We start from the raw sequence: 19,393 nt of genomic DNA, 5'->3' as shown, positions 1-19,393 counted from the left end.
AGAATCAAGAATATGGAAACAAATCATCCGAAAATAGGGATTCGTCCGATTATTGACGGCAGAAGGAAAGGGATACGCGAATCCTTGGAAGAAAAGACAATGGAAATGGCTCGTAGCGTGGCTCGTTTGTATAGTGAGAATCTGCGTTATATGGATGGCGCCCCTGTAGAATGTGTGATTGCTGATACTACAATCGGAGGTGTTACAGAAGCGGCTGCTTGTGCTTGTAAATTTGCAGGAGAGAATGTATGTGCTACACTTTCTGTCACTCCTTGCTGGTGTTATGGTTCTGAAACCATTGATATGGATCCACTTTTGCCGAAAGCTATCTGGGGTTTTAATGGTTCTGAACGTCCGGGAGCTGTATATCTGGCTGCTGCCTTGGCCGGGCATAATCAAAAAGGGTTGCCTGCTTTTGGTATTTATGGAAAAGATGTACAGGATGCGTCTGATAATACGATTCCGGAAGATGTGAAGGAAAGACTTTTGCGTTTTGCCCGTGCTTCCTTGGCTGTCGGACAAATGAAAGGGAAATCTTATTTATCTGTCGGGTATTGTTCAATGGGAATTGCTGGTTCGCAAGTAGATGCAATGTTCTTGCAGAAATATTTGGGTATGCGTACTGAATACGTGGAATCAGTTGAAATTTTGCGCCGGATAAAATTGGGAATTTTTGACCGGACGGAGTTTGAAAAGGCAATGACATGGACTCGGATAAACTGCAAAGAGGGAGCAGATTATAATCCGCCCCATTTGCAACATACTCGTGAGCAAAAAGAGCAAGAATGGGAATTTGTGGTGAAAATGACACTTATTATCCGTGACATGATGATTGGAAATCCGGTTCTGAAGGAAATGGGGTATGAGGAAGAATCTATGGGGCATAATGCGATTATGGGTGGCTTCCAAGGACAGCGGCAATGGACCGATTTTTTTCCTAATGGCGATTTTAGTGAAGCTATCTTAAATTCTTCTTTCGACTGGAATGGTATTCGTAAGGCTTTTATTGTTGCTACAGAAAATGATCATTTGAATGCAACTGCAATGTTACTGGGGCATCTGTTGACTAATACTTCCCAACTTTTTGCTGATGTCCGTACTTACTGGAGTCCTGAAGCTGTGGAACGGGTCACCGGAATTAAACTGGAAGGCATCGCCTCTAATGGTTTTATTCATTTAATCAATTCTGGTTCTTGCACACTCGACGGGTCAGGACAGATGACTGAAAATGGATGTCCGGTGATGAAACCTTACTGGGAAATAACGGATGAAGATGTGCAGAGATGCCTTGATGCTACTCAATGGTATCCGGCTTCATTGGAATACTTCAGAGGGGGCGGTTATTCTTCTAATTATATGAGCAAAGGCGGCATGCCTATGACAATGTCCCGGATAAACATGGTAGATGGCTTGGGACCGGTTTTGCAGATAGCAGAAGGATGGAGTGTCGAACTTCCTGATAAGGTGGCTGAAGTTGTTGATAAAAGAACGGATAAAACTTGGCCTACAACCTGGTTCGTTCCACGTCTCACCAATCATGAAGCATTTGATAGTACCTACTCTGTAATGGCGAATTGGGGGGCCAATCATGGTGCTTTGTGCTATGGGCATATTGGTGCGGAACTTATCACTCTCGCTTCTATGTTGCGAATACCGGTATGTATGCACAACGTATCTAAAGAAAGAATATTCCGTCCTACTGCATGGTCATCATTTGGGATGGATAAAGAAAGTGCTGATTTTAGGGCATGTGTAACATATGGTCCGCTTTACAAATAGAGAGTGGTGATGATGCAAAGAAACGACTATAACCAATTAAAACATGATTTCTAGGATTATGAAGTATAAGACACATGTATTTCTGTTCCTTTTATTACTTACATGTAGGGTGTATGCTCAAGATGTACATTTAAAACTTTATGAACAACAAGAACCCAAAACTGACCAAATTGATAGTTTAGGGTATATTCGCGAGGTGTTTTCTCCTGAATTATTAGGCTACCTGCCAGAGAATAGAACCGGTCTGAACCATGCTGTACTGCTTATCCCCGGTGGAGCTTATTCTTATATAGCTATTTCTCACGAAGGGTATGGAAGTGCAAAATGGTTGGCTAAGAATGGGATTACAGTTTTTATTCTTAAGTATCGATTGCCCAAAGGTGATCCACAGGTAACGATAAATGACGGGATACGGGCTTTGGAAGTTATTCACGAACAATCTGATAAATTGGGTATAGATAAAGATAAGATTGGAGTCATGGGATTTTCCGCCGGTGGGCATTTAGCTGCTGCTTTATTAACCGGGTTTACTTCAAAAAAGAATATGGTCAATTTTGGAATATTGGTTTATCCGGTTATATCTATGTCATACTCTAATTTTCAGACTCGCGAACATCTTTTGGGAGTTAAAGCAGATGAGCAAAAATGGAGAAATATTTATTCGATGGATAAACACGTGTCTGCTGATACTTCCCCGACTTATATCGTATTATCATCGGACGATCAGGCAGTACCATATTTAAATGGCCTGAATTTTTATAATGCGTTATTAAACTATGGCGTTAAATCAGAAATACGAATTCTATCAGAAGGAGGTCATGGATGGTGGATGCGTAACAAGTTTATATATGAGGAAGAAATACGGACAAGTATTTTGAGATGGATTAGAAGTTTTTGAATGTATGGAATAGTATTGATTTAAGAAAAATAATGTCAACCTAATTACATTTGTATTATGAAGAAAAGAACCTTTTTTTTAATGCTTTTTGCACTTATTGTAGGACTTTCATCTTGTGAGGATAAAGAAGAAATTGCGCCTCTTCCTACAGAGTTTGAAGAAGATGTAGAAGATACTCCAGGTGGGGATACTCCTGTGAATCTTATACATGATGCTGATTTTGAGACTGCCGATCTGGAACGTAAGCTAACGGATTCTCCAATTATCTATAATGAATGGGTTATACAGAATAATTATCCCAGTACAATCTCTTTTTCTACGGCTTATGACGGCGAACAGGAAACAGTCGGTAAAATGGTGAATACTACAACCTCTATTCCTAATGCAGATCCGACTAGAGCTTTTATTGCCCAACGGATTAAAGGTGTGGTAGAGCCGGCACTATATACATTTTCTTTTAAAGGAAAAAGTAGTGGTGGGACTCCAACTTGCCGCATATTTATAAAAGCCACTGATGCTGCGGGAAATGTTGTAGAGCGTTATTTTATTTATGATACGGAGAAACCGACTTCTCCCACGGGAAAATACTGGGCTTATTGTAAGAATTGTCTTTTATCTTCTGAATGGGTAGAGTTTTCCTATGTTATAGACTTTTCCAAAATTACCGACCAAAAGGCTAGTATTACCTATGAGAGTGCTCTTAATGCTTCATTAGTTGATCGTACTGACATAGTGCTTTGTTTGCAGAATAATGCACAGAACTCAACGATGCTGATAGATGATGTGACCTTGATTAAATACATAAATGAAGAATAAAAGATTATGAAAAGCTATAATATATATAAATCCAAGCTACAATATTTTTGTTGTATGGGTATTTTTATGTTGATTTTTCCTACTTTAAGTCTTTGGGCTCAGACCGGAAACTCAAATTTTACTATAACAGGGCGTGTATTGGATGAAGAACTGAATCCGATTGTCGGTGCAACTATTTATTTGGAAAGCACATCTAAAGGGACTATTACTGATATTGACGGAAATTTCAACGTCTTGGTTCATAAGGGTGAAAAGATATCTGTTACTTATATCGGATATGAGAAGTATTCATTAATTGTCGCAGATTCCAAACCGTTGGAAATTATATTAAAATCAGATGTTCAATTACTTGATGAGGTAGTAGTAGTCGGCTATGGAACATTGAGTCGGCGGGAAGTTACTTCTTCTATCTCAAGGGTGTCAGGAGAAGATTTGAATAAAGTGGTCGGTACAACAGTTTCAAATGCATTGAAAGGTAAAACGACCGGTCTGCGAGTCTTTAGTACTTCGGGTGCTCCGGGCAGTCAAGCTTCGATTACTATTCGCGGCGGTTCGTCTATAAATAAGAGTAATGATGCTTTGATCTTGATTGATGGAGTACCTGGGGCATTATCGAATGTGAATTCTCAGGATATCGCATCTATTGAAATTTTGAAGGATGCTGCTTCAACTTCGATATATGGTTCAAGAGCCTCAAATGGTATTATTTTGATAACAACTAAAGAGGGAAAAGCTTCTAAACCAGCGGTAATGGTAAATGTATCGTATGGATTCCAAAATGCATCCAAGCAGATTGACCGGTTGAATTCTACAGAATATTTAAGTGTTATGCGTCCGGCACTCGCACGCAGTCCTTATGCAAATTTGCTTCAAAAGGCTCATCCGGCAGGTACAGGAAATCTGGATAATAGTTCATTCTCGACTCGTTACTTGAAACATGGAGAAGGCTTAGCGCCCGGATGGAACTGGATGTGGGACCCTATTTCTCCCAATAAGGTGCTTATTTTTGAGGATAATGATATTGAAGATGAACTGTTTGAAGGTGGTAATATTATCAATGCTTATGTGGGGCTTAATGGGGGAACTGAGAAAATGAAGTATATGGTTAGTTTGGGGTATGTCGGTGATAATGGATACACTCCCAAACGCTCATGGGATAATATTACTTTGAGATTGAATCATAGTTATGCTATTACTAAGAATTTAAGATTAACAACCAATTTATCTGCTCATAAGATTAATTCCACTCCTTATGCCAGTGAATCTGCTATTTTTTCCAGAGGTGTACACTTGGCTCCTACAATTCGAGGGTTGATGGCGGATGGCACCGATTCTCCTGGAAAAGATAAGGATTATAGAAATCCGCTCTATTTGATTGAAAACATTGTAAACGAACGTGCAGATTGGGGTGGAAAAGGGAAAATAGGTTTGTCATGGGAAATTCTGAATGGTTTGACTGCTAAAGTGGAGGGCTCTTATAATGTTGCAGTTATGCACCGTGAATATTTCGAGAAAAATAATTATTATAATAATCTGAGAGATGCGAATTATTATGGTAGCAATAACCAGACTTCCCAATTAGATTTTACTTTGAGCTATAATAAAGAGTTTGCTTCTGAACATAAGATTCAATCAGTAATTGGTGTGTCAAGTTTATATTATAACTTGTATGATTATAGTGCAGAAGCATATGGTGGTAGCCGTGATGATATTATAACATTGAATGGAGCTTCAGAATACACTAAGGCATCTTCAACTCGTCAACGTGAACGCATGAACAGTTTTTTTGGACGTGTAACTTATGGCTATAAATCAAGATACTTATTAACCGCTTCTTTGCGGGCTGATGGTTCTTCTCGTTTCGCAGCCGGTAATAGGTGGGGGTATTTTCCCGGAGTCTCTGCTGGATATATTATAAGTGAGGAAGATTTTATGAAGAATCTTTCATGGTTATCTCTGGCGAAAATTCGCGCTAGTTACGGAATGACTGGTAATAATTCAATTGGACGTTTTGATTATCAAGGTTTGTGGGCTCCGACTACAGCTTATCAGGGCTCCAGTGCCTATATGCCAAGTGCCCTTCCTAATACAAGTTTGACTTGGGAAAGCTCAGGACAAGTCGATATAGGCTTTGATTTGGCATTTCTCAATAATCGCATAAACTTTTCATTTGATTACTATAATAAGGTGACACGTGACTTGTTGTTCAACGATAAGTTGCCAAATACAAGTGGTTTTGGTACGGTAGATAAGAATGTTGGAAAAGTCAGATTCTGGGGGTACGAAGTGCAAGCTGATTGGAACATTTTTGCAGGAAAGGATTTTAGTTGGAATGTTGGAGGTAATATCAGCTATAATATGAATAAGGTTCTTAAATTACCGGAGAATGGTAACTATAAGAATAGGATGAACGGGACTTTGTTTGCAGATGATTATTATGCCGGCATTGGTGGTATTGCTGAAGGGGAGCGTCTGTATAGTGTTATAGGATATAAGGTCAGCCATATTTTAGATAATGATAAGGCAGCTTCAGAAGCTATGTATGATGAACGTGCGGCTGGTTATGATCCGACAACTCAAACTTATGAAAAAGGTCGTAAAGTAGCGGGAGACTATGAATGGGTTGATAAAGATGGTAGTGGTACGATTACTGCAAAAGACCAATTTGTGTTAGGTTACTTGGTTCCTACCACAACTGGTGGTTTTAATACTACGGTAAAAATCAAGGATTTTGAGATTTATGCAAGTTTTGATTATGCATTGGGACATGTGATTTATGATCGGCAGATAAGTTTGGTAAATTCTGGTGCGCAATCCGGCTATCTGAATCCGACTAAAGATGTTTTAAATTACTGGTCTGCTTCTGGTGATGCAGCTAAAACACGCTATGCTCGTTTTGATGTGGAAGACGGCAGTGATAATGGTCAGTGGAATCATTACAGAACTTCAGATGAGAATACTTATAAAGGAGATTATTTGTCATTCCGCGAATTGAAAGTCAGTTATAATTTCCCAAGGACAATTCTGAATAAAACGCAGATAAAAGCTGCGCAAGTTTATTTTTCAGGTCAGAATATATGTTGTTTTTCTCAATATCCGGGTTACATGACTGAATATAGCTCGGCTAGCAGAAATTTGAGCGATGGTAATTATCCTCAGCCAAGGATATGGACATTAGGACTTAATTTAACTTTCTAATATGTATATAATCATGAAAAAAATAAAACTAATTTGTTTATTTGTGGGTTTGTCTGTATTAAACTCATGTAGTTTGGATATTTTGCCGGACAGTGTCGTTTCTAATGAATCGTACTGGGGTGTGACCTGTAAAGTCACGTAATTGATTGTTAGACAGTGATATTAATTGCATGATTTAACCCGCTGTTCCGTCAGCGGTAGCCTACTATAAGGTGCATCTCCAGTGATGGGTTGTGCCAAGCTTATAGGACAAAGTACACTTTCCGAAAGGACAAGACTGAACCGTGAGGGAATGTCAAGGACGGTTAGTATCATACCGTTGAGTGGCGAGGCTGGATAGCATGGTTAACGTAAGTGAACTGACTTTAGCCGTCGTAAGGTTTGAAGGAGCGCAAGATACTTTAGCTCTCACCAAAAGGTAAGCAGTCGGATAACCCTTGCCCATGTTGGGGTTACACGGACACAGCACTGCCGGCGGACTTGGCAGAACCTAAACTATCCGTTTGTCAATTACGTGGAACAGGGCAAGCCTGTATCTCTCTCGTAAGAATGCGAGTAAGCGAACCGCAAGGCAAGCCGAATGGGGTGCAGGTATGAGATAACGGAAAAAGCGAATGCCACCTGTAATGGGGTGGATACGGATTGAATCAACATCACGGGTTGTTATTGGTGACATCATCCGACACGAAAGTGGGCAGACTTCCGTATATGGTAACTCTTTACAAGATAACTTTTAGAACTTTCAAAAGGAGGAAAGCAAATGAACGAAACTAAAACATCGTGTGCGCCTGCTGACAGCAGGAATCTAACTTGGGACGGCATGGACTGGTCCAAGTGTGAAGCCTATGTCCGAAAGCTACAAGCGCGTATTGTAAAGGCTCAAAAGGAAGGCAGACATAACAAGGTGAAAGCCTTGCAGTGGATGCTGACCCACTCTTTTTACGCCAAGGCATTGGCGGTAAAGAGGGTTACTTCCAACAAAGGGAAGAAAACGTCTGGAGTAGATAAACAGCTTTGGGATTTCCCAAGCGCAAGTACAAAGCAATCGGTGAACTGAAACGTCGTGGTTACAATCCAGCCGCTTCGTAGGGTTCACATCAAGAAAAAGAACGGTAAACTCCGACCGTTGGGAATACCGACAATGAAAGACAGGGCGATGCAGGCATTATATCTCATGGCATTGGAACCGATAGCCGAAACGACAGGCGACCGCTTTTCTTATGGTTTCCGCAAGAAACGCAGGACAATGGACGCTATCCGTCAGATTGATACGGTTCTAAACCGCCAGCATTCCCCCGAATGGATTTTGGAGGGAGACATTAAAGGCTGCTTCGACCATATCAGCCACGACTGGCTTCTTAATCATATCCCTATGGATAAGACGATACTCAGAAAATGGCTGAAATGTGGAGCTGTATTCAATGGCAAACTATTTCCGACAGAAGAGGGTACACCACAAGGAGGTATCATATCACCGACACTTGCAAATATAGCACTTGACGGACTTCAACCACTCTTGGCTGAAAGATTCAAAAGATTATGGCGCAACAATAAGACATTCCACTACAAGGTAAACCTTATTCGTTATGCGGATGACTTTATAATCACAGGTCGAGATAAGGAGCTATTGGAAAACGAAGTCAAACCTATCGTGATAGAATTTCTCAAAGAAAGAGGGCTGACCTTATCCGAAGAGAAAACTACCATTACGAACATATACGACGGTTTTGATTTCTTAGGTTTCAATGTGAGGAAGTTTGGCAAAAGGCTATACACATCCCCGTCCAAAGATGCACAGAAACGCTTCAGGGCAAAAATCGGTGACATCGTTAAAGGACATAAAATGTGTAAGCAGGAATCGCTGATACGAATGCTTAATCCTGTAATCACAGGTTGGGGCAACTATTACCGATATGGTGCATCAACCGATGCTTTTCATGGTTGTGACAATCACATTTACAATCTCACGAAGAAATGGGCTTTACGTCGCCATCCAAAGAAACGCAAGTCTTGGGTTGCAGACAAATATTGGCATGAAATTCGGGGGCGTAAATGGACGTTTGCATGGAAATATGAAACCAAGAGCAAGAAAGTGAACTACCTGACCCTTAAAAGGTTGTCGGATATACATTATACCCCGTACAAGCAAATCAAAGGTGAGGCAAACCCTTTCGACCCGGAATACGATGATTATTTCTTTCAGCGAAAGGAGCAACAAATGCTGGAATCTCTCAAGGGACGTAAGTCTCTCTTATATTTATGGAACAAGCAGAACCGGATTTGTCCGTTATGTGGCAAGGAAATAGATTGTACAAAAGCATGGAACGTCAACGAAATATCTGTTGGTGGTTCGATTGTACGGCAACTTGTCCACAACAACTGCTACAAGCGAAATAAACGAAAATGTTGAAAGTATGAGCCGATTTCTAACAACAAATAGAAATATTGAGTTGCTTGAGCCGTATGAGGGGAAACTCTCATGTACGGTTCTTAGGGGAGAAGGGGGCAGCAATGCCCTTGACTTACCCGATAAACAGAGAGTGATGTCCAGTCTGCTGTTGATGGAATATATTCCAAAATGAGAGGCCAATTAGATGCTTGGAAATGGATGTATTGGTTTGAAGCCCGTTCTGGAAATATAGCACCGGGGTTTACATCCAGTGGTATAGGTTCTTATATTAATAACCAGATAACGTCCAACCTAAATGATACAAACTGGGCGAATTTATATAATATCGTTTCTCAGACTAATGCTGTAATTAGTAATATTGATCGGGTTGCTTTCCATAATACGACTTTGCATGATGAACTCTTGGCTGAAGCATATGCGGTAAGAGCATGGTGTTATTTTAATCTGGTACGTTTATGGGGAGATGTCCCTTTGATTACTAACTTTGTATCATCATTGGATGATCCTCAATTGTACCCAGAACGTTCTCCTAAATCGACTGTATATGAGACTATAAAATCAGATATAGAGAATGCTGAGCAACTATATATTTCGAACGAAATAAAAGATCGTTGTAAAATATCAAGGGCTGCGATTTTAATGTTGCGTGCTGATATTTACTTATGGATGTATAAAGTTGAAGAAGCCAATGCGGATTACTTGACTAAAGCAGAGGAGTCTGTTGATGAGATACTGGCTTTACCAAAAACTGTATTGAGTTTACAAGGCAGCTATAAGAATGTCTTTGACAAAGAGGGAAATACTGAAATTATTTTTTCAATCTATTACGATAAGGATGAAAACTCAAGTCAATATGGGTCTTTGTTGGCTCAATCTTCTACTTTAGTTCCTACCGCTTTAAGGAACAACCCAATTCCGGTTGCAACTTCCTCTAATCGTATGAATTTTTCTAAGTTATTTTATGATAACTATCGTAATCGGACACCTGGAGATACCCGGGTTGGATATATAAGTTCAGATATAGAATCCGGTGGAGTTAATTATCGGTACACTTTGAAGTACATGGGAGAAATGAATGGAGTTACCCGCGTGTTTACTACTGACACCCGTATTTACCGCTTGGCTGAAGCTTATCTGTTTAAAGCTGAGATATTGGCGGAACAGGGTAACTATCCAAATGCTGTGGAATATTTGAATGATGTAGTAGCACGTGCTTATAATGAAAAGGAACATTACCCACAAACTTTGGCAGGAGAAGAATTTAAAGCTGTTTTATTAGATGAACGTATGATTGAGTTTGCAGGGGAATGTAAATCTTGGTTTGATTTGATTCGATTCGGTGAGGTCTTCAATAGGGTACCTGCATTAGTTGGGAGAGAAAATGATAATCAAGGCAATATTCTTTTATTGCCGGTCAATGATGATACTATTAGCCGTAATCCTAAGATAAAGCAAACTCCTGGATATGAAAAGAAATGATAAATCGCTATAACTAATAGAATAAGAAATGAAGATTTTTATTTGTTTATTTATAACATTATGTTTCTCTTCTCAGTGCTTCTCTCAAATGAAGTACTCTCTGAATAGCGGTGAAAATAATGTATCGTGGTATGTGAAGGAGCATCATAAGAAGAATTTTTCAACGAAAGTTTTTAATGAGGCAGAATGGATACCGGCCACAGTGCCGGGTACCATTTTTGTTGATGCAGTTAATGCTGGACTTGAAAAGGATCCTAATTTCGGAGATAATATCTATCAAGTGGATAAGGATAAATATAATAAAGAGCATATTTACAGGCTTGAGTTTAACATTCCGGAGAATAAAGATTTGGCTCAGAAAAGAATATGGTTGAACTTTGATGGGATTAACCGTTTTGGGGAGATTTATTTGAATAACACTTTGTTAGGTTCGTTAAAAGGAATGATGATGCGGGGACGGTTCGATGTGACTAAACTAATCAAAAAGAAGGGGAAAAATCTTTTGTCAGTTATCGTTTCATTACCTAACCAGCGTCGGCATCCGGAGGAGAAATTTGCAAATTTGGCAAGTCCTACTTATTTGTCAAGTGCGGGTTGGGATTGGATGCCCTATGTCCCGGGACTTAATACAGGTATTACAGATAATGTTTATTTGACTTTTACTCAGGATGTGACTTTGAAAGATCCGTGGATTCGTACGAAATTACATAATCGGGCAGAATTCGCAGAAGTTGAAATTTCGACGGAAATAGAGAATTGTTCTTCTCGTAAAGTAGTTGTTGAATTATCGGGAGTGATTACTCCGGGAAACATTATGTTTCGCAAAGAACTGTTGCTGGAAGCGGATACTGCTCAAACTATAATATTAGACGGTCGGGTAATTAAAGAACTGTATATTAAGGAACCTCGTTTATGGTGGCCGAATGGCATGGGAGAAGCTAATCTATATGAATGTAAATTGGCTATTGCGGTTAATGGAAGAATATCCGATGAAAAACAAATAATGTTTGGCATTAGGGAATATACATATCGTACAGATGAAAATGGTGTTTTTAATATTTATGTCAATGGCAAACGGACTTTTCTGAAAGGCGGTAATTGGGGAATGTCTGAATATCTTCTACGCTGTCGTGGAAAAGAGTATTTTACAAAAGTGCGTCTTCATAAAGAAATGAACTTTAATATAATTCGTAACTGGATGGGGTCTACAACTGATAAGGAGTTTTATGAAGCATGTGATTTATATGGTATTATGGTTTGGGATGATTTTTGGCTGAACTCTAAATTTGGAGTTCCCGAGTTTCCTGATGACTTTAATAGAAACGCAGTAGAGAAAATTAAACGTTTCAGGAATCATCCGAGTATTGTTGTTTGGTGTGGTGAGAATGAGGGAACCCCCGGTAATTATGATACCGGGGAATCCTTAGATAGGAATCTGGCGGAATATATTGCAGTCTACGATGCTTCAGACAGGCATTATCAATCTGATTCCAGGAAAGGGAATGGGTTGTCGGGAAGTGGGCTTTGGAAAAACTATAAGCCGAGTTTCTATTTTGCAGATGCAAGTAATAGTTTTTTAGGTGATAAATATCCTAAGAATAGAGGTTGGGGACTTCGCAGTGAGATTGGAACAGCTGTTTTTACAACATTTGAAAGCTTTAAAGAATTTATGCCCAAAGAGGATTGGTGGCCTAAAACGGAAATGTGGAATAAACATTTTTTTGGCTCATTGGCGAAAAATGGCGGACCGGATGTGTATGAGAAAACTATTGTTGAAACTTATGGTTCTCCTACGAGCATTGAAGATTTTTGTGAGAAGGCACAACTTGTTAATATAGAAACCAATAAAGCAATGTTTGAAGCATGGAGTAGTAAGATGTGGAATGATGCGTCAGGCATTATGATTTGGATGAGTCAGTCTGCATATCCTTCGTTTGTATGGCAGACTTATGATTATTATTATGACTTGACAGGTGCATATTGGGGAGCAAAAAAAGGTTGTGAACCTTTACATATTTTATGGGATAGCCATACGGATAATGTGATGATTGCTAATTCTACATATAAAAAATATGATGATATGACAGCCGTTGCGATGGTATTTAATCAACATGGTAAACAAATAACTTCATTGAGATTATCGGAAAAAATGAATGTCTTGGAGAATAGTGCCATGAATTGTTTCCGGCTTTTCTCTGACTCAGCAGGAATGGAAGAATTGACAGATGTGAATTTTTTACGTTTGGCTTTAAAGAATTCACAAGGCAAAACCGTTTCTTCAAATGATTATTGGTTTGGAAAGCAGAAAGGAGATTGTAGGGCGTTGGCTTCTTTACCTAAAGCGAAATTGAGTTATTATATTTCGCGAAGAGAGGTTAAAGAGGGACGTTATTATTTAGACCTGCGTATAACTAATAAAAGTGATGTGCCTGCCTTTGCTGTACGTAGCCGCTTGGTTGAAAAGGAAAGTGGTAAGCGAATCTTACCTGTAATTCAAAGTGATGATTATGTTATTTTGATGCCTAAAGAGGTAAAGACTATCCTTTTTGAGTTTGAGGATTCGAGGCAGTATAATCACACTACTGTACAGGCCAGAGTAAAGCAATTTGGTTATAAAGAAGAAGTAGTAGAATAGGAAAATAAAAAGCATATTGATATGGAAAAAATATTAAGAAATATGATTAAAAGTATAGGATTGGCACTTGTTGCTATGTCAATAATTTGTTGCGGTGAGCATGAATTCGGACAGTTTACTTCTGTAGTTGATGAAACGAATGAAAACTTTCCGGGGACAATTGTTTGTCATTATAAGAAATCGTCCAGAATTTATCCAAGCTCACCTAGTATTTGTATCTTGCCAAATGGGGATTATTTGATCTCGTGTGAAGAGGGCGGTCCAAATTGTCCGGTTCCAAAAGTTACTCATATATTTAAATCAACTGATAAGGGAGATACATGGGACAAGATAACATCTATAACTAATGGACAAGCTTGGTCGAACCTGTTTCTTTATGAAGGTGCAGTATATATCATGGGAGTTGATGCGCCATCAGGAAATGTGGTTATAAGAAAATCAGCAGATAATGGAACAACGTGGACAAGTAGTGTCTCATCGGATAATGGGCTAATCTTTACGGGTAAGTACCATACAGCTCCGGTTCCTGTAGTTGTACATAATAATAGGGTTTGGAGGGCAATGGAATGTTATAGTTCTGTTATATCAGGATGGCCGAAAGAGTTTTGCGCCATGATAATGTCTGCTCCGGTTGGTTCTGATTTAATGAAAGCAGCTAGTTGGAAGCAATCTAACTCATTGTCTTATAATTCGACTTATTTAAATGGATATTTTGGTGGATGGCTTGAAGGAAATGCAGTGGTCGGACCTGATGGAAAGATGAAATTAATTATGCGTGTGGAAGTTCCCGCAAGTGTGAAAGAAGAGGTTGCCATTGTTGATGTAAGTGATGATGGTACACAAATTAGTTTTAATCCAGAAACGGGATTTGTCCAAATGCCTGGTGGGGCGAAGAAGTTTACTATCAGATATGATGAAGCTACGGAAAGATATTGGACTTTGTCTAATAATGTCAGAGATGAATTCTTTACTACGGTTCCTGGCAATGTTCGTAATTCACTGGTCCTGTGCAGTTCTAAAAATCTAAGGGAGTGGGAAATACATGAAGAAGTACTATTCCATGAAGATGTAAAATATCATGCGTTCCAGTATATTGACTGGCATGTGGACGAAAATGATATTGTCTTTGTTTCCAGAACTTCTTACGATGATAGATATGGAGGGGCGGATTCATATCATAATGCTAATTATTGTACATTTCATAGAGTAGAGAATTTCAGGAAATACATTTCTCAATAATAGATTGAATAATCCAGTTCTTTTCTATTAGTCTTAAATAGCTAGTGCGTATGAAAATGAAGTATATTTATTTATTGCTCATCTTGACGTTTTCCATAAATGCTTTGAGGGCACAACCGGTTGATTCTCCCCCCGGGGTTGTTATCAACCATATTCCGGCTAATTTAGACCGTTTTATAGGTTCACCGAGTATCTGTATTTTACCCGATGGTAATTATATAGTTTCTCATGATGAGTTTGGTCCTACTTCTACAGAATTTAAGTCGGCTATTACTAGAATATATGTATCTGTAGATAAAGGTAAGTCATGGAAAAGAATTTCACAAATTGATGGCCAATTTTGGTCTAGTTTATTTTACTTGAATGGAGCATTATATATCATAGGTACAAATAAACATCATGGCAATTTAGTGTTACGTAGGTCGGATGATTATGGGAAAACATGGACGATTCCTTATGATGGAAAGAATGGACTTTTATTAGAAGGGGAGTATCATACGGCTCCTACTCCTGTTCTTTTTCATAAAGGACGTATTTGGCGTGCTGTAGAGTATGCTACGGCGCAAACTACGAAATGGGGAGAACGTTATAGTGCGATGGTTGTTTCTGCTCCTTTGAATTCAGACTTGATGAATGCTGGAAACTGGACGAGAACTAATCATTTGTATTATAACCCAGATTATTTGAATGGTAGTTTTCAGGCTTGGCTTGAAGGGAATGTGGTTGTAACCCCTTCGGGGGAAGTTGTTGACGTATTACGTGTGCAAGTACCCAAAGGACATAAAGAAGTTATGGCATTGGTTAAGGTGGGTTTATCTGGTGATTCTGTCTCGTTTAATGCTTCTGATTTTTATGATATGCCTGGGGCTGCAAAGAAGTTCACGATTCGCTATGATACTGTTACTCAACGTTATTGGAGTTTGGTTAATGAAGTCCCGGATTCCTTGCAGAAGATGCCTCCTAATTCTGTTCGTAATATGATTACATTAGTTTCATCTTTAGACCTTAAAAAATGGAAAAGGCATAAAGCGGTATTGTTTCATCCGGATCATTTACGACATGGATTCCAATATGTTGATTGGTTGTTTGAAAAGAATGATATTATATTTGTATCTCGTACAGCTTATGATGATAATACAGGAGGAGCTAAAAATAACCATGATGCGAATTTTATCACTTTTCATAGAATTGAAAATTTTCGTATGTTGAATATTGATTGATTCTTACATTATATTATTCACATTTATGTGTTAGCATGATGTGTGTAATAATTTGTGGTTTAACCAATGGGGAACTTTATCGGTTTCATCTATCACTGCATAGAATTATTCGATTGGACATTTTTTGCAAGGCGGGACTTCTGCTTTTATCTTTGCATCAGAAACAAGAAACAAAACGAGGTTTCTGATGTTATAAGTCAAATCAATTAATAATAATAAAAAGCAAAAAGATTATGGAACCAATCTTAAATTCTCAACTTCCTGAATTCAGCGTTCAGGCTTTTCACAACGGAGCTTTCAAGACTGTAACCAACAATGACCTGAAAGGTAAATGGGCGATTCTTTTCTTCTATCCTGCTGACTTTACTTTCGTATGTCCTACTGAATTGGTGGATATGGCTGAAAAGTACGATCAGTTCAAGGCGATGGGTGTAGAAATCTATTCGGTAAGTACTGACTCTCATTTCGTGCACAAAGCTTGGCATGATGCTTCTGAAAGCATTCGCAAGATTCAATACCCGATGTTGGCAGACCCGACTGGCACTTTGAGCCGTGCATTGGGGGTATATATCGAAGAAGAGGGTATGGCTTATCGCGGTACATTCGTTGTCAATCCGGAAGGAAAGATTAAAGTGGTGGAACTGAATGATAACAATATTGGCCGTGATGCAAGTGAATTGCTTCGTAAAGTGGAAGCTGCACAGTTTGTAGCCAGCCATGACGGAGAAGTTTGCCCGGCTAAATGGAAGAAGGGTGAGTCTACCCTGAAACCAAGCATCGACCTGGTAGGTAAGATTTAGCCCCCAAAAGATATGTTAGAATCTGCATTAAAAGAACAATTAAAGGGTATTTTTGCTGGGCTGGAGGCAAACTTTACTTTTGATATATCCGTATCATCCAGCCACGAAAACAAAACAGAATTATTGGAGCTGCTAGGAGATGTAGCGGATTGTTCCGATCATATCACTTGTGTAGTGAATGAGGGAGAAGCATTGAAGTTTACTTTACTGAAGAATGGCGACCGCACCGGAATTACATTCCGGGGTATTCCTAACGGACATGAGTTCACTTCACTGTTACTGGCTATCCTGAACTTGGATGGTAAAGGAAAGAATTTTCCCGATGAGGCCGTTTGCAACCGTGTGAAAGCACTGAAAGGTCCGATACATCTGACCACTTATGTTTCGTTGACTTGTACGAACTGCCCTGACGTAGTGCAGGCTCTGAATGCAATGACTACTTTGAATCCGGCTATTACGCATGAAATGGTAGACGGTGCGCTTTATCAGGATGAAGTAGATGCACTGAAGATACAAGGAGTACCCTCTGTCTTTGCAGACGGAAAATTACTTCATGTAGGCCGTGGTGAATTTGGCGAATTGCTTGCCAAGTTGGAAGAACAATATGGTATTGACGAAACCAAAGCGAATGCAGAGGTGAAAGAATATGATGTGATTGTAGCTGGTGGCGGACCTGCAGGAGTATCGGCGGCTATTTATTCTGCCCGTAAAGGACTCCGTGTAGCTATCGTGGCCGAGCGTATTGGCGGACAGGTGAAAGAAACGGTGGGTATTGAGAATTTAATCTCTGTTCCGGAAACGACAGGAAATGAACTTGCCGATAATCTGAAAACACATCTCTTACGCTATCCGGTGGATTTACTGGAGCATCGTAAAGTAGAAAAAGTAGAAGTGGTTGGAAAACAGAAGCAGATCACTACCTCTGTTGGTGAGAAATTCCTGGCTCCGGCACTGATTATTGCAACTGGTGCAAGCTGGCGTAAACTGAATGTTTCGGGAGAAGCCGAATATATAGGTCGTGGTGTCGCTTTCTGTCCTCATTGCGATGGTCCGTTTTATAAAGGAAAGCATGTAGCAGTAGTAGGTGGAGGAAATTCAGGTATTGAGGCAGCCATTGACTTGGCCGGTATCTGCTCCAAAGTGACTGTTTTTGAATTTATGGATGAGTTGAAAGCAGACAGTGTACTTCAAGAGCGACTTAAATCATTGCCGAATGTGGAAGTGTTTGTAAGTTCACAGACTACGGAAGTGATAGGGAATGGTGATAAGCTGACTGCCCTGCGCATCAAAGACCGCAAAACGGAAGAAGAACGTTTGGTGGAATTGGATGGTGTATTTGTACAGATCGGGCTTTCTGCGAATAGCAGTGTATTCCGCGACATAGTGGAAACCAACTGTCCGGGCGAAATCATGATTGATGCACATTGCCGTACGAATGTGACGGGTATCTATGCAGCCGGAGATGTTTCTACGGTTCCTTATAAGCAAATTATTATCTCTATGGGCGAAGGGGCGAAAGCTGCGCTTTCTGCATTTGACGATAGAGTGAGAGGGATTATCTGAAGCGCTTGATATAGGTTCTACAAACGCTTGTAAATGGAAGCTACAAAGGTATCAACGCATATCTTTGTGGCTTTTTGTTTTTTTACTACCTTTGGAGGCACTTAACATTAACCCCCAAAAATGAGAAACATGAAAAAGATTTTTCTACTGCTTTCGGCTCTTTGGCTTATTTCTCCGGTACAGGCACAGCATATGTTGCGGCTGATGACTTACAACATTAAAAATGCGAACGGCATGGATGATATTTGTAATTTCCAACGTGTAGCGAATGTGATAAATAATGTTTCTCCTGATGTTGTTGCTATACAAGAGGTGGATAGTATGACGAACCGGAGCAGGCAGAAGTATGTGCTAGGAGAAATTGCAGAACGTACACAAATGTATGCTTATTTTGCACCTGCCATTGATTTTGACGGTGGAAAATACGGAATCGGACTGTTGGCAAAACAAATCCCTGTGCGGGTACAAACAATAGCTTTACCGGGAAGAGAAGAAACGCGCACTTTAATTTTAGCTGAATTTGAGGATTATATTTATTGTTGTACTCATCTGTCATTAACGGAAGAAGATCGCATGAAGTCCCTGGAAATAGTGAAGTCATTTACTGCTTCCTATAAAAAGCCTCTTTTTCTGGCTGGGGACATGAATGCTGAACCGGAATCCGACTTTATAAAGGAGTTACAGAAAAACTTTCAGATACTCTCCAATCCTAAACAATCTACTTATCCGGCTCCTGATCCCAAAGAAACTATAGATTATATTACCGCATTGAAGTCAAATGCTAATGGTTTTGCTCTTATATCTTCCCAAGTGTTGAATGAACCGATGGCATCTGATCATCGTCCTATACTTGTAGAGCTGTGTACAGCAGAAATGGCAGATAAAAAATTTCGTACCAAACCTTATGACTGAATCCCATAGGCAATGGGGGTACAGTGATGTGGAAAATAAAACTTACGATTCTTTCAATTGGAGAGATACTCGTATCGTTATGCTTGATTGTGGAGAGGATAAACCAGGTTCCCATTGGGCTATTACGATTTGAATGATTTTACCTAGCTGCGAAATGAACAAGTGGACTTCTTGAAAAGGAACTTTCCGCCAAAGAATTTAGGAAAGCGAAGAAACGCGTTCTTATTCATCATATTCCGATTTATGGTAATGAAGGAGTAAATTTTTGTGCAGATGGAGAAGAAGATGAATTGAGGATTAAGGTGCAGAATGTGAGAGGAGAGGCTTTGTTGGATATAACAGTCTAAATAGAGCTGTATCAGAAAAATTAAATTTGAAGCCATAGGAATAGCAAATTTCCTATGGCTTTAATGTTGATTATTAAAGAATTATTGCCAATAATGT

Annotated in this window: 11 protein-coding genes and 3 pseudogenes; all 14 read left to right on the top strand. The window is 39.5% G+C overall.

The features are described from left to right. The first annotated feature begins 12 nt into the window (after positions 1 to 12). Entirely contained in the window at positions 13 to 1,779 is a 1,767-nt protein-coding gene (locus tag GD630_RS13825) for an L-fucose isomerase (protein ID WP_143866141.1), read from the top strand. Positions 1,780 to 1,837: 58 nt separating this feature from the next. After that, positions 1,838 to 2,677, top strand: a complete 840-nt coding sequence (locus GD630_RS13820) for an alpha/beta hydrolase (protein ID WP_182505620.1) — start codon at positions 1,838 to 1,840, stop codon at positions 2,675 to 2,677. 57 nt (positions 2,678 to 2,734) lie between these two features. After that, on the top strand, positions 2,735 to 3,493 hold the full coding sequence (locus GD630_RS13815) for a DUF4627 domain-containing protein (RefSeq protein WP_143866137.1): 759 nt from the start codon (positions 2,735 to 2,737) through the stop codon (positions 3,491 to 3,493). A 54-nt stretch (positions 3,494 to 3,547) separates the two neighbouring features. After that, positions 3,548 to 6,691 carry a SusC/RagA family TonB-linked outer membrane protein gene (locus tag GD630_RS13810; protein ID WP_182505619.1) on the top strand — a complete coding sequence of 1,048 codons (3,144 nt, stop codon included), beginning with the start codon at positions 3,548 to 3,550 and terminating at the stop codon, positions 6,689 to 6,691. Between the two features lie 760 nt (positions 6,692 to 7,451). After that, positions 7,452 to 9,101 (top strand): annotated as a pseudogene (gene ltrA, locus GD630_RS13805) (group II intron reverse transcriptase/maturase). Between the two features lie 4 nt (positions 9,102 to 9,105). Continuing rightward, complete coding sequence (locus GD630_RS13800) at positions 9,106 to 9,273, top strand: hypothetical protein (RefSeq protein ID WP_455550313.1); 168 nt, start codon at positions 9,106 to 9,108, stop codon at positions 9,271 to 9,273. Next, positions 9,270 to 10,580, top strand: coding sequence for a RagB/SusD family nutrient uptake outer membrane protein (locus GD630_RS13795; RefSeq protein WP_143868199.1), 1,311 nt, complete (start codon positions 9,270 to 9,272; stop codon positions 10,578 to 10,580). The genes GD630_RS13800 and GD630_RS13795 overlap by 4 nt, the downstream gene beginning before the upstream one ends. A gap of 88 nt (positions 10,581 to 10,668) precedes the next feature. Next, positions 10,669 to 13,215: a glycoside hydrolase family 2 protein gene (locus tag GD630_RS13790; protein WP_229098922.1), complete on the top strand. Its 2,547-nt coding sequence runs from the start codon at positions 10,669 to 10,671 to the stop codon at positions 13,213 to 13,215. A gap of 21 nt (positions 13,216 to 13,236) precedes the next feature. Beyond that, complete coding sequence (locus GD630_RS13785; RefSeq protein WP_143868196.1) at positions 13,237 to 14,454, top strand: sialidase family protein; 1,218 nt, start codon at positions 13,237 to 13,239, stop codon at positions 14,452 to 14,454. 50 nt (positions 14,455 to 14,504) lie between these two features. Then, a complete protein-coding gene (locus GD630_RS13780; protein WP_229098921.1) occupies positions 14,505 to 15,674 on the top strand; it encodes a beta propeller repeat protein in 1,170 nt (389 codons plus the stop codon). A gap of 233 nt (positions 15,675 to 15,907) precedes the next feature. After that, positions 15,908 to 16,474 carry an alkyl hydroperoxide reductase subunit C gene (ahpC, locus tag GD630_RS13775; RefSeq protein WP_117936995.1) on the top strand — a complete coding sequence of 189 codons (567 nt, stop codon included), beginning with the start codon at positions 15,908 to 15,910 and terminating at the stop codon, positions 16,472 to 16,474. A 12-nt stretch (positions 16,475 to 16,486) separates the two neighbouring features. Beyond that, positions 16,487 to 18,037 carry an alkyl hydroperoxide reductase subunit F gene (ahpF, locus tag GD630_RS13770; protein WP_143868195.1) on the top strand — a complete coding sequence of 517 codons (1,551 nt, stop codon included), beginning with the start codon at positions 16,487 to 16,489 and terminating at the stop codon, positions 18,035 to 18,037. A gap of 120 nt (positions 18,038 to 18,157) precedes the next feature. Continuing rightward, a pseudogene (locus GD630_RS13765) lies at positions 18,158 to 18,981 on the top strand (endonuclease/exonuclease/phosphatase family protein); the annotation flags it as partial. Positions 18,982 to 18,983: 2 nt separating this feature from the next. Further along, a pseudogene (locus GD630_RS21665) lies at positions 18,984 to 19,296 on the top strand (endonuclease/exonuclease/phosphatase family protein); the annotation flags it as partial. Positions 19,297 to 19,393: the final 97 nt, after the last annotated feature.

The sequence above is a fragment of the Bacteroides zhangwenhongii genome, assembly GCF_009193325.2.
In the GTDB taxonomy this organism is placed as follows: Bacteria; Bacteroidota; Bacteroidia; order Bacteroidales; family Bacteroidaceae; genus Bacteroides; species Bacteroides zhangwenhongii.
Note: the sequence above shows the minus strand (reverse complement) of the source record. Positions and strands in the feature narration are given on the sequence as shown.

Coding starts and splice junctions, on each gene's coding strand:
- GD630_RS13825 (WP_143866141.1), top strand. CDS start 13: ATGGAAACAAATCATCCGAAAATAGGGATTCGTCCGATTATTGACGGC.
- GD630_RS13820 (WP_182505620.1), top strand. CDS start 1,838: ATGAAGTATAAGACACATGTATTTCTGTTCCTTTTATTACTTACATGT.
- GD630_RS13815 (WP_143866137.1), top strand. CDS start 2,735: ATGAAGAAAAGAACCTTTTTTTTAATGCTTTTTGCACTTATTGTAGGA.
- GD630_RS13810 (WP_182505619.1), top strand. CDS start 3,548: ATGGGTATTTTTATGTTGATTTTTCCTACTTTAAGTCTTTGGGCTCAG.
- GD630_RS13800 (WP_455550313.1), top strand. CDS start 9,106: ATGAGCCGATTTCTAACAACAAATAGAAATATTGAGTTGCTTGAGCCG.
- GD630_RS13795 (WP_143868199.1), top strand. CDS start 9,270: ATGAGAGGCCAATTAGATGCTTGGAAATGGATGTATTGGTTTGAAGCC.
- GD630_RS13790 (WP_229098922.1), top strand. CDS start 10,669: ATGAAGTACTCTCTGAATAGCGGTGAAAATAATGTATCGTGGTATGTG.
- GD630_RS13785 (WP_143868196.1), top strand. CDS start 13,237: ATGGAAAAAATATTAAGAAATATGATTAAAAGTATAGGATTGGCACTT.
- GD630_RS13780 (WP_229098921.1), top strand. CDS start 14,505: ATGAAAATGAAGTATATTTATTTATTGCTCATCTTGACGTTTTCCATA.
- ahpC (WP_117936995.1), top strand. CDS start 15,908: ATGGAACCAATCTTAAATTCTCAACTTCCTGAATTCAGCGTTCAGGCT.
- ahpF (WP_143868195.1), top strand. CDS start 16,487: ATGTTAGAATCTGCATTAAAAGAACAATTAAAGGGTATTTTTGCTGGG.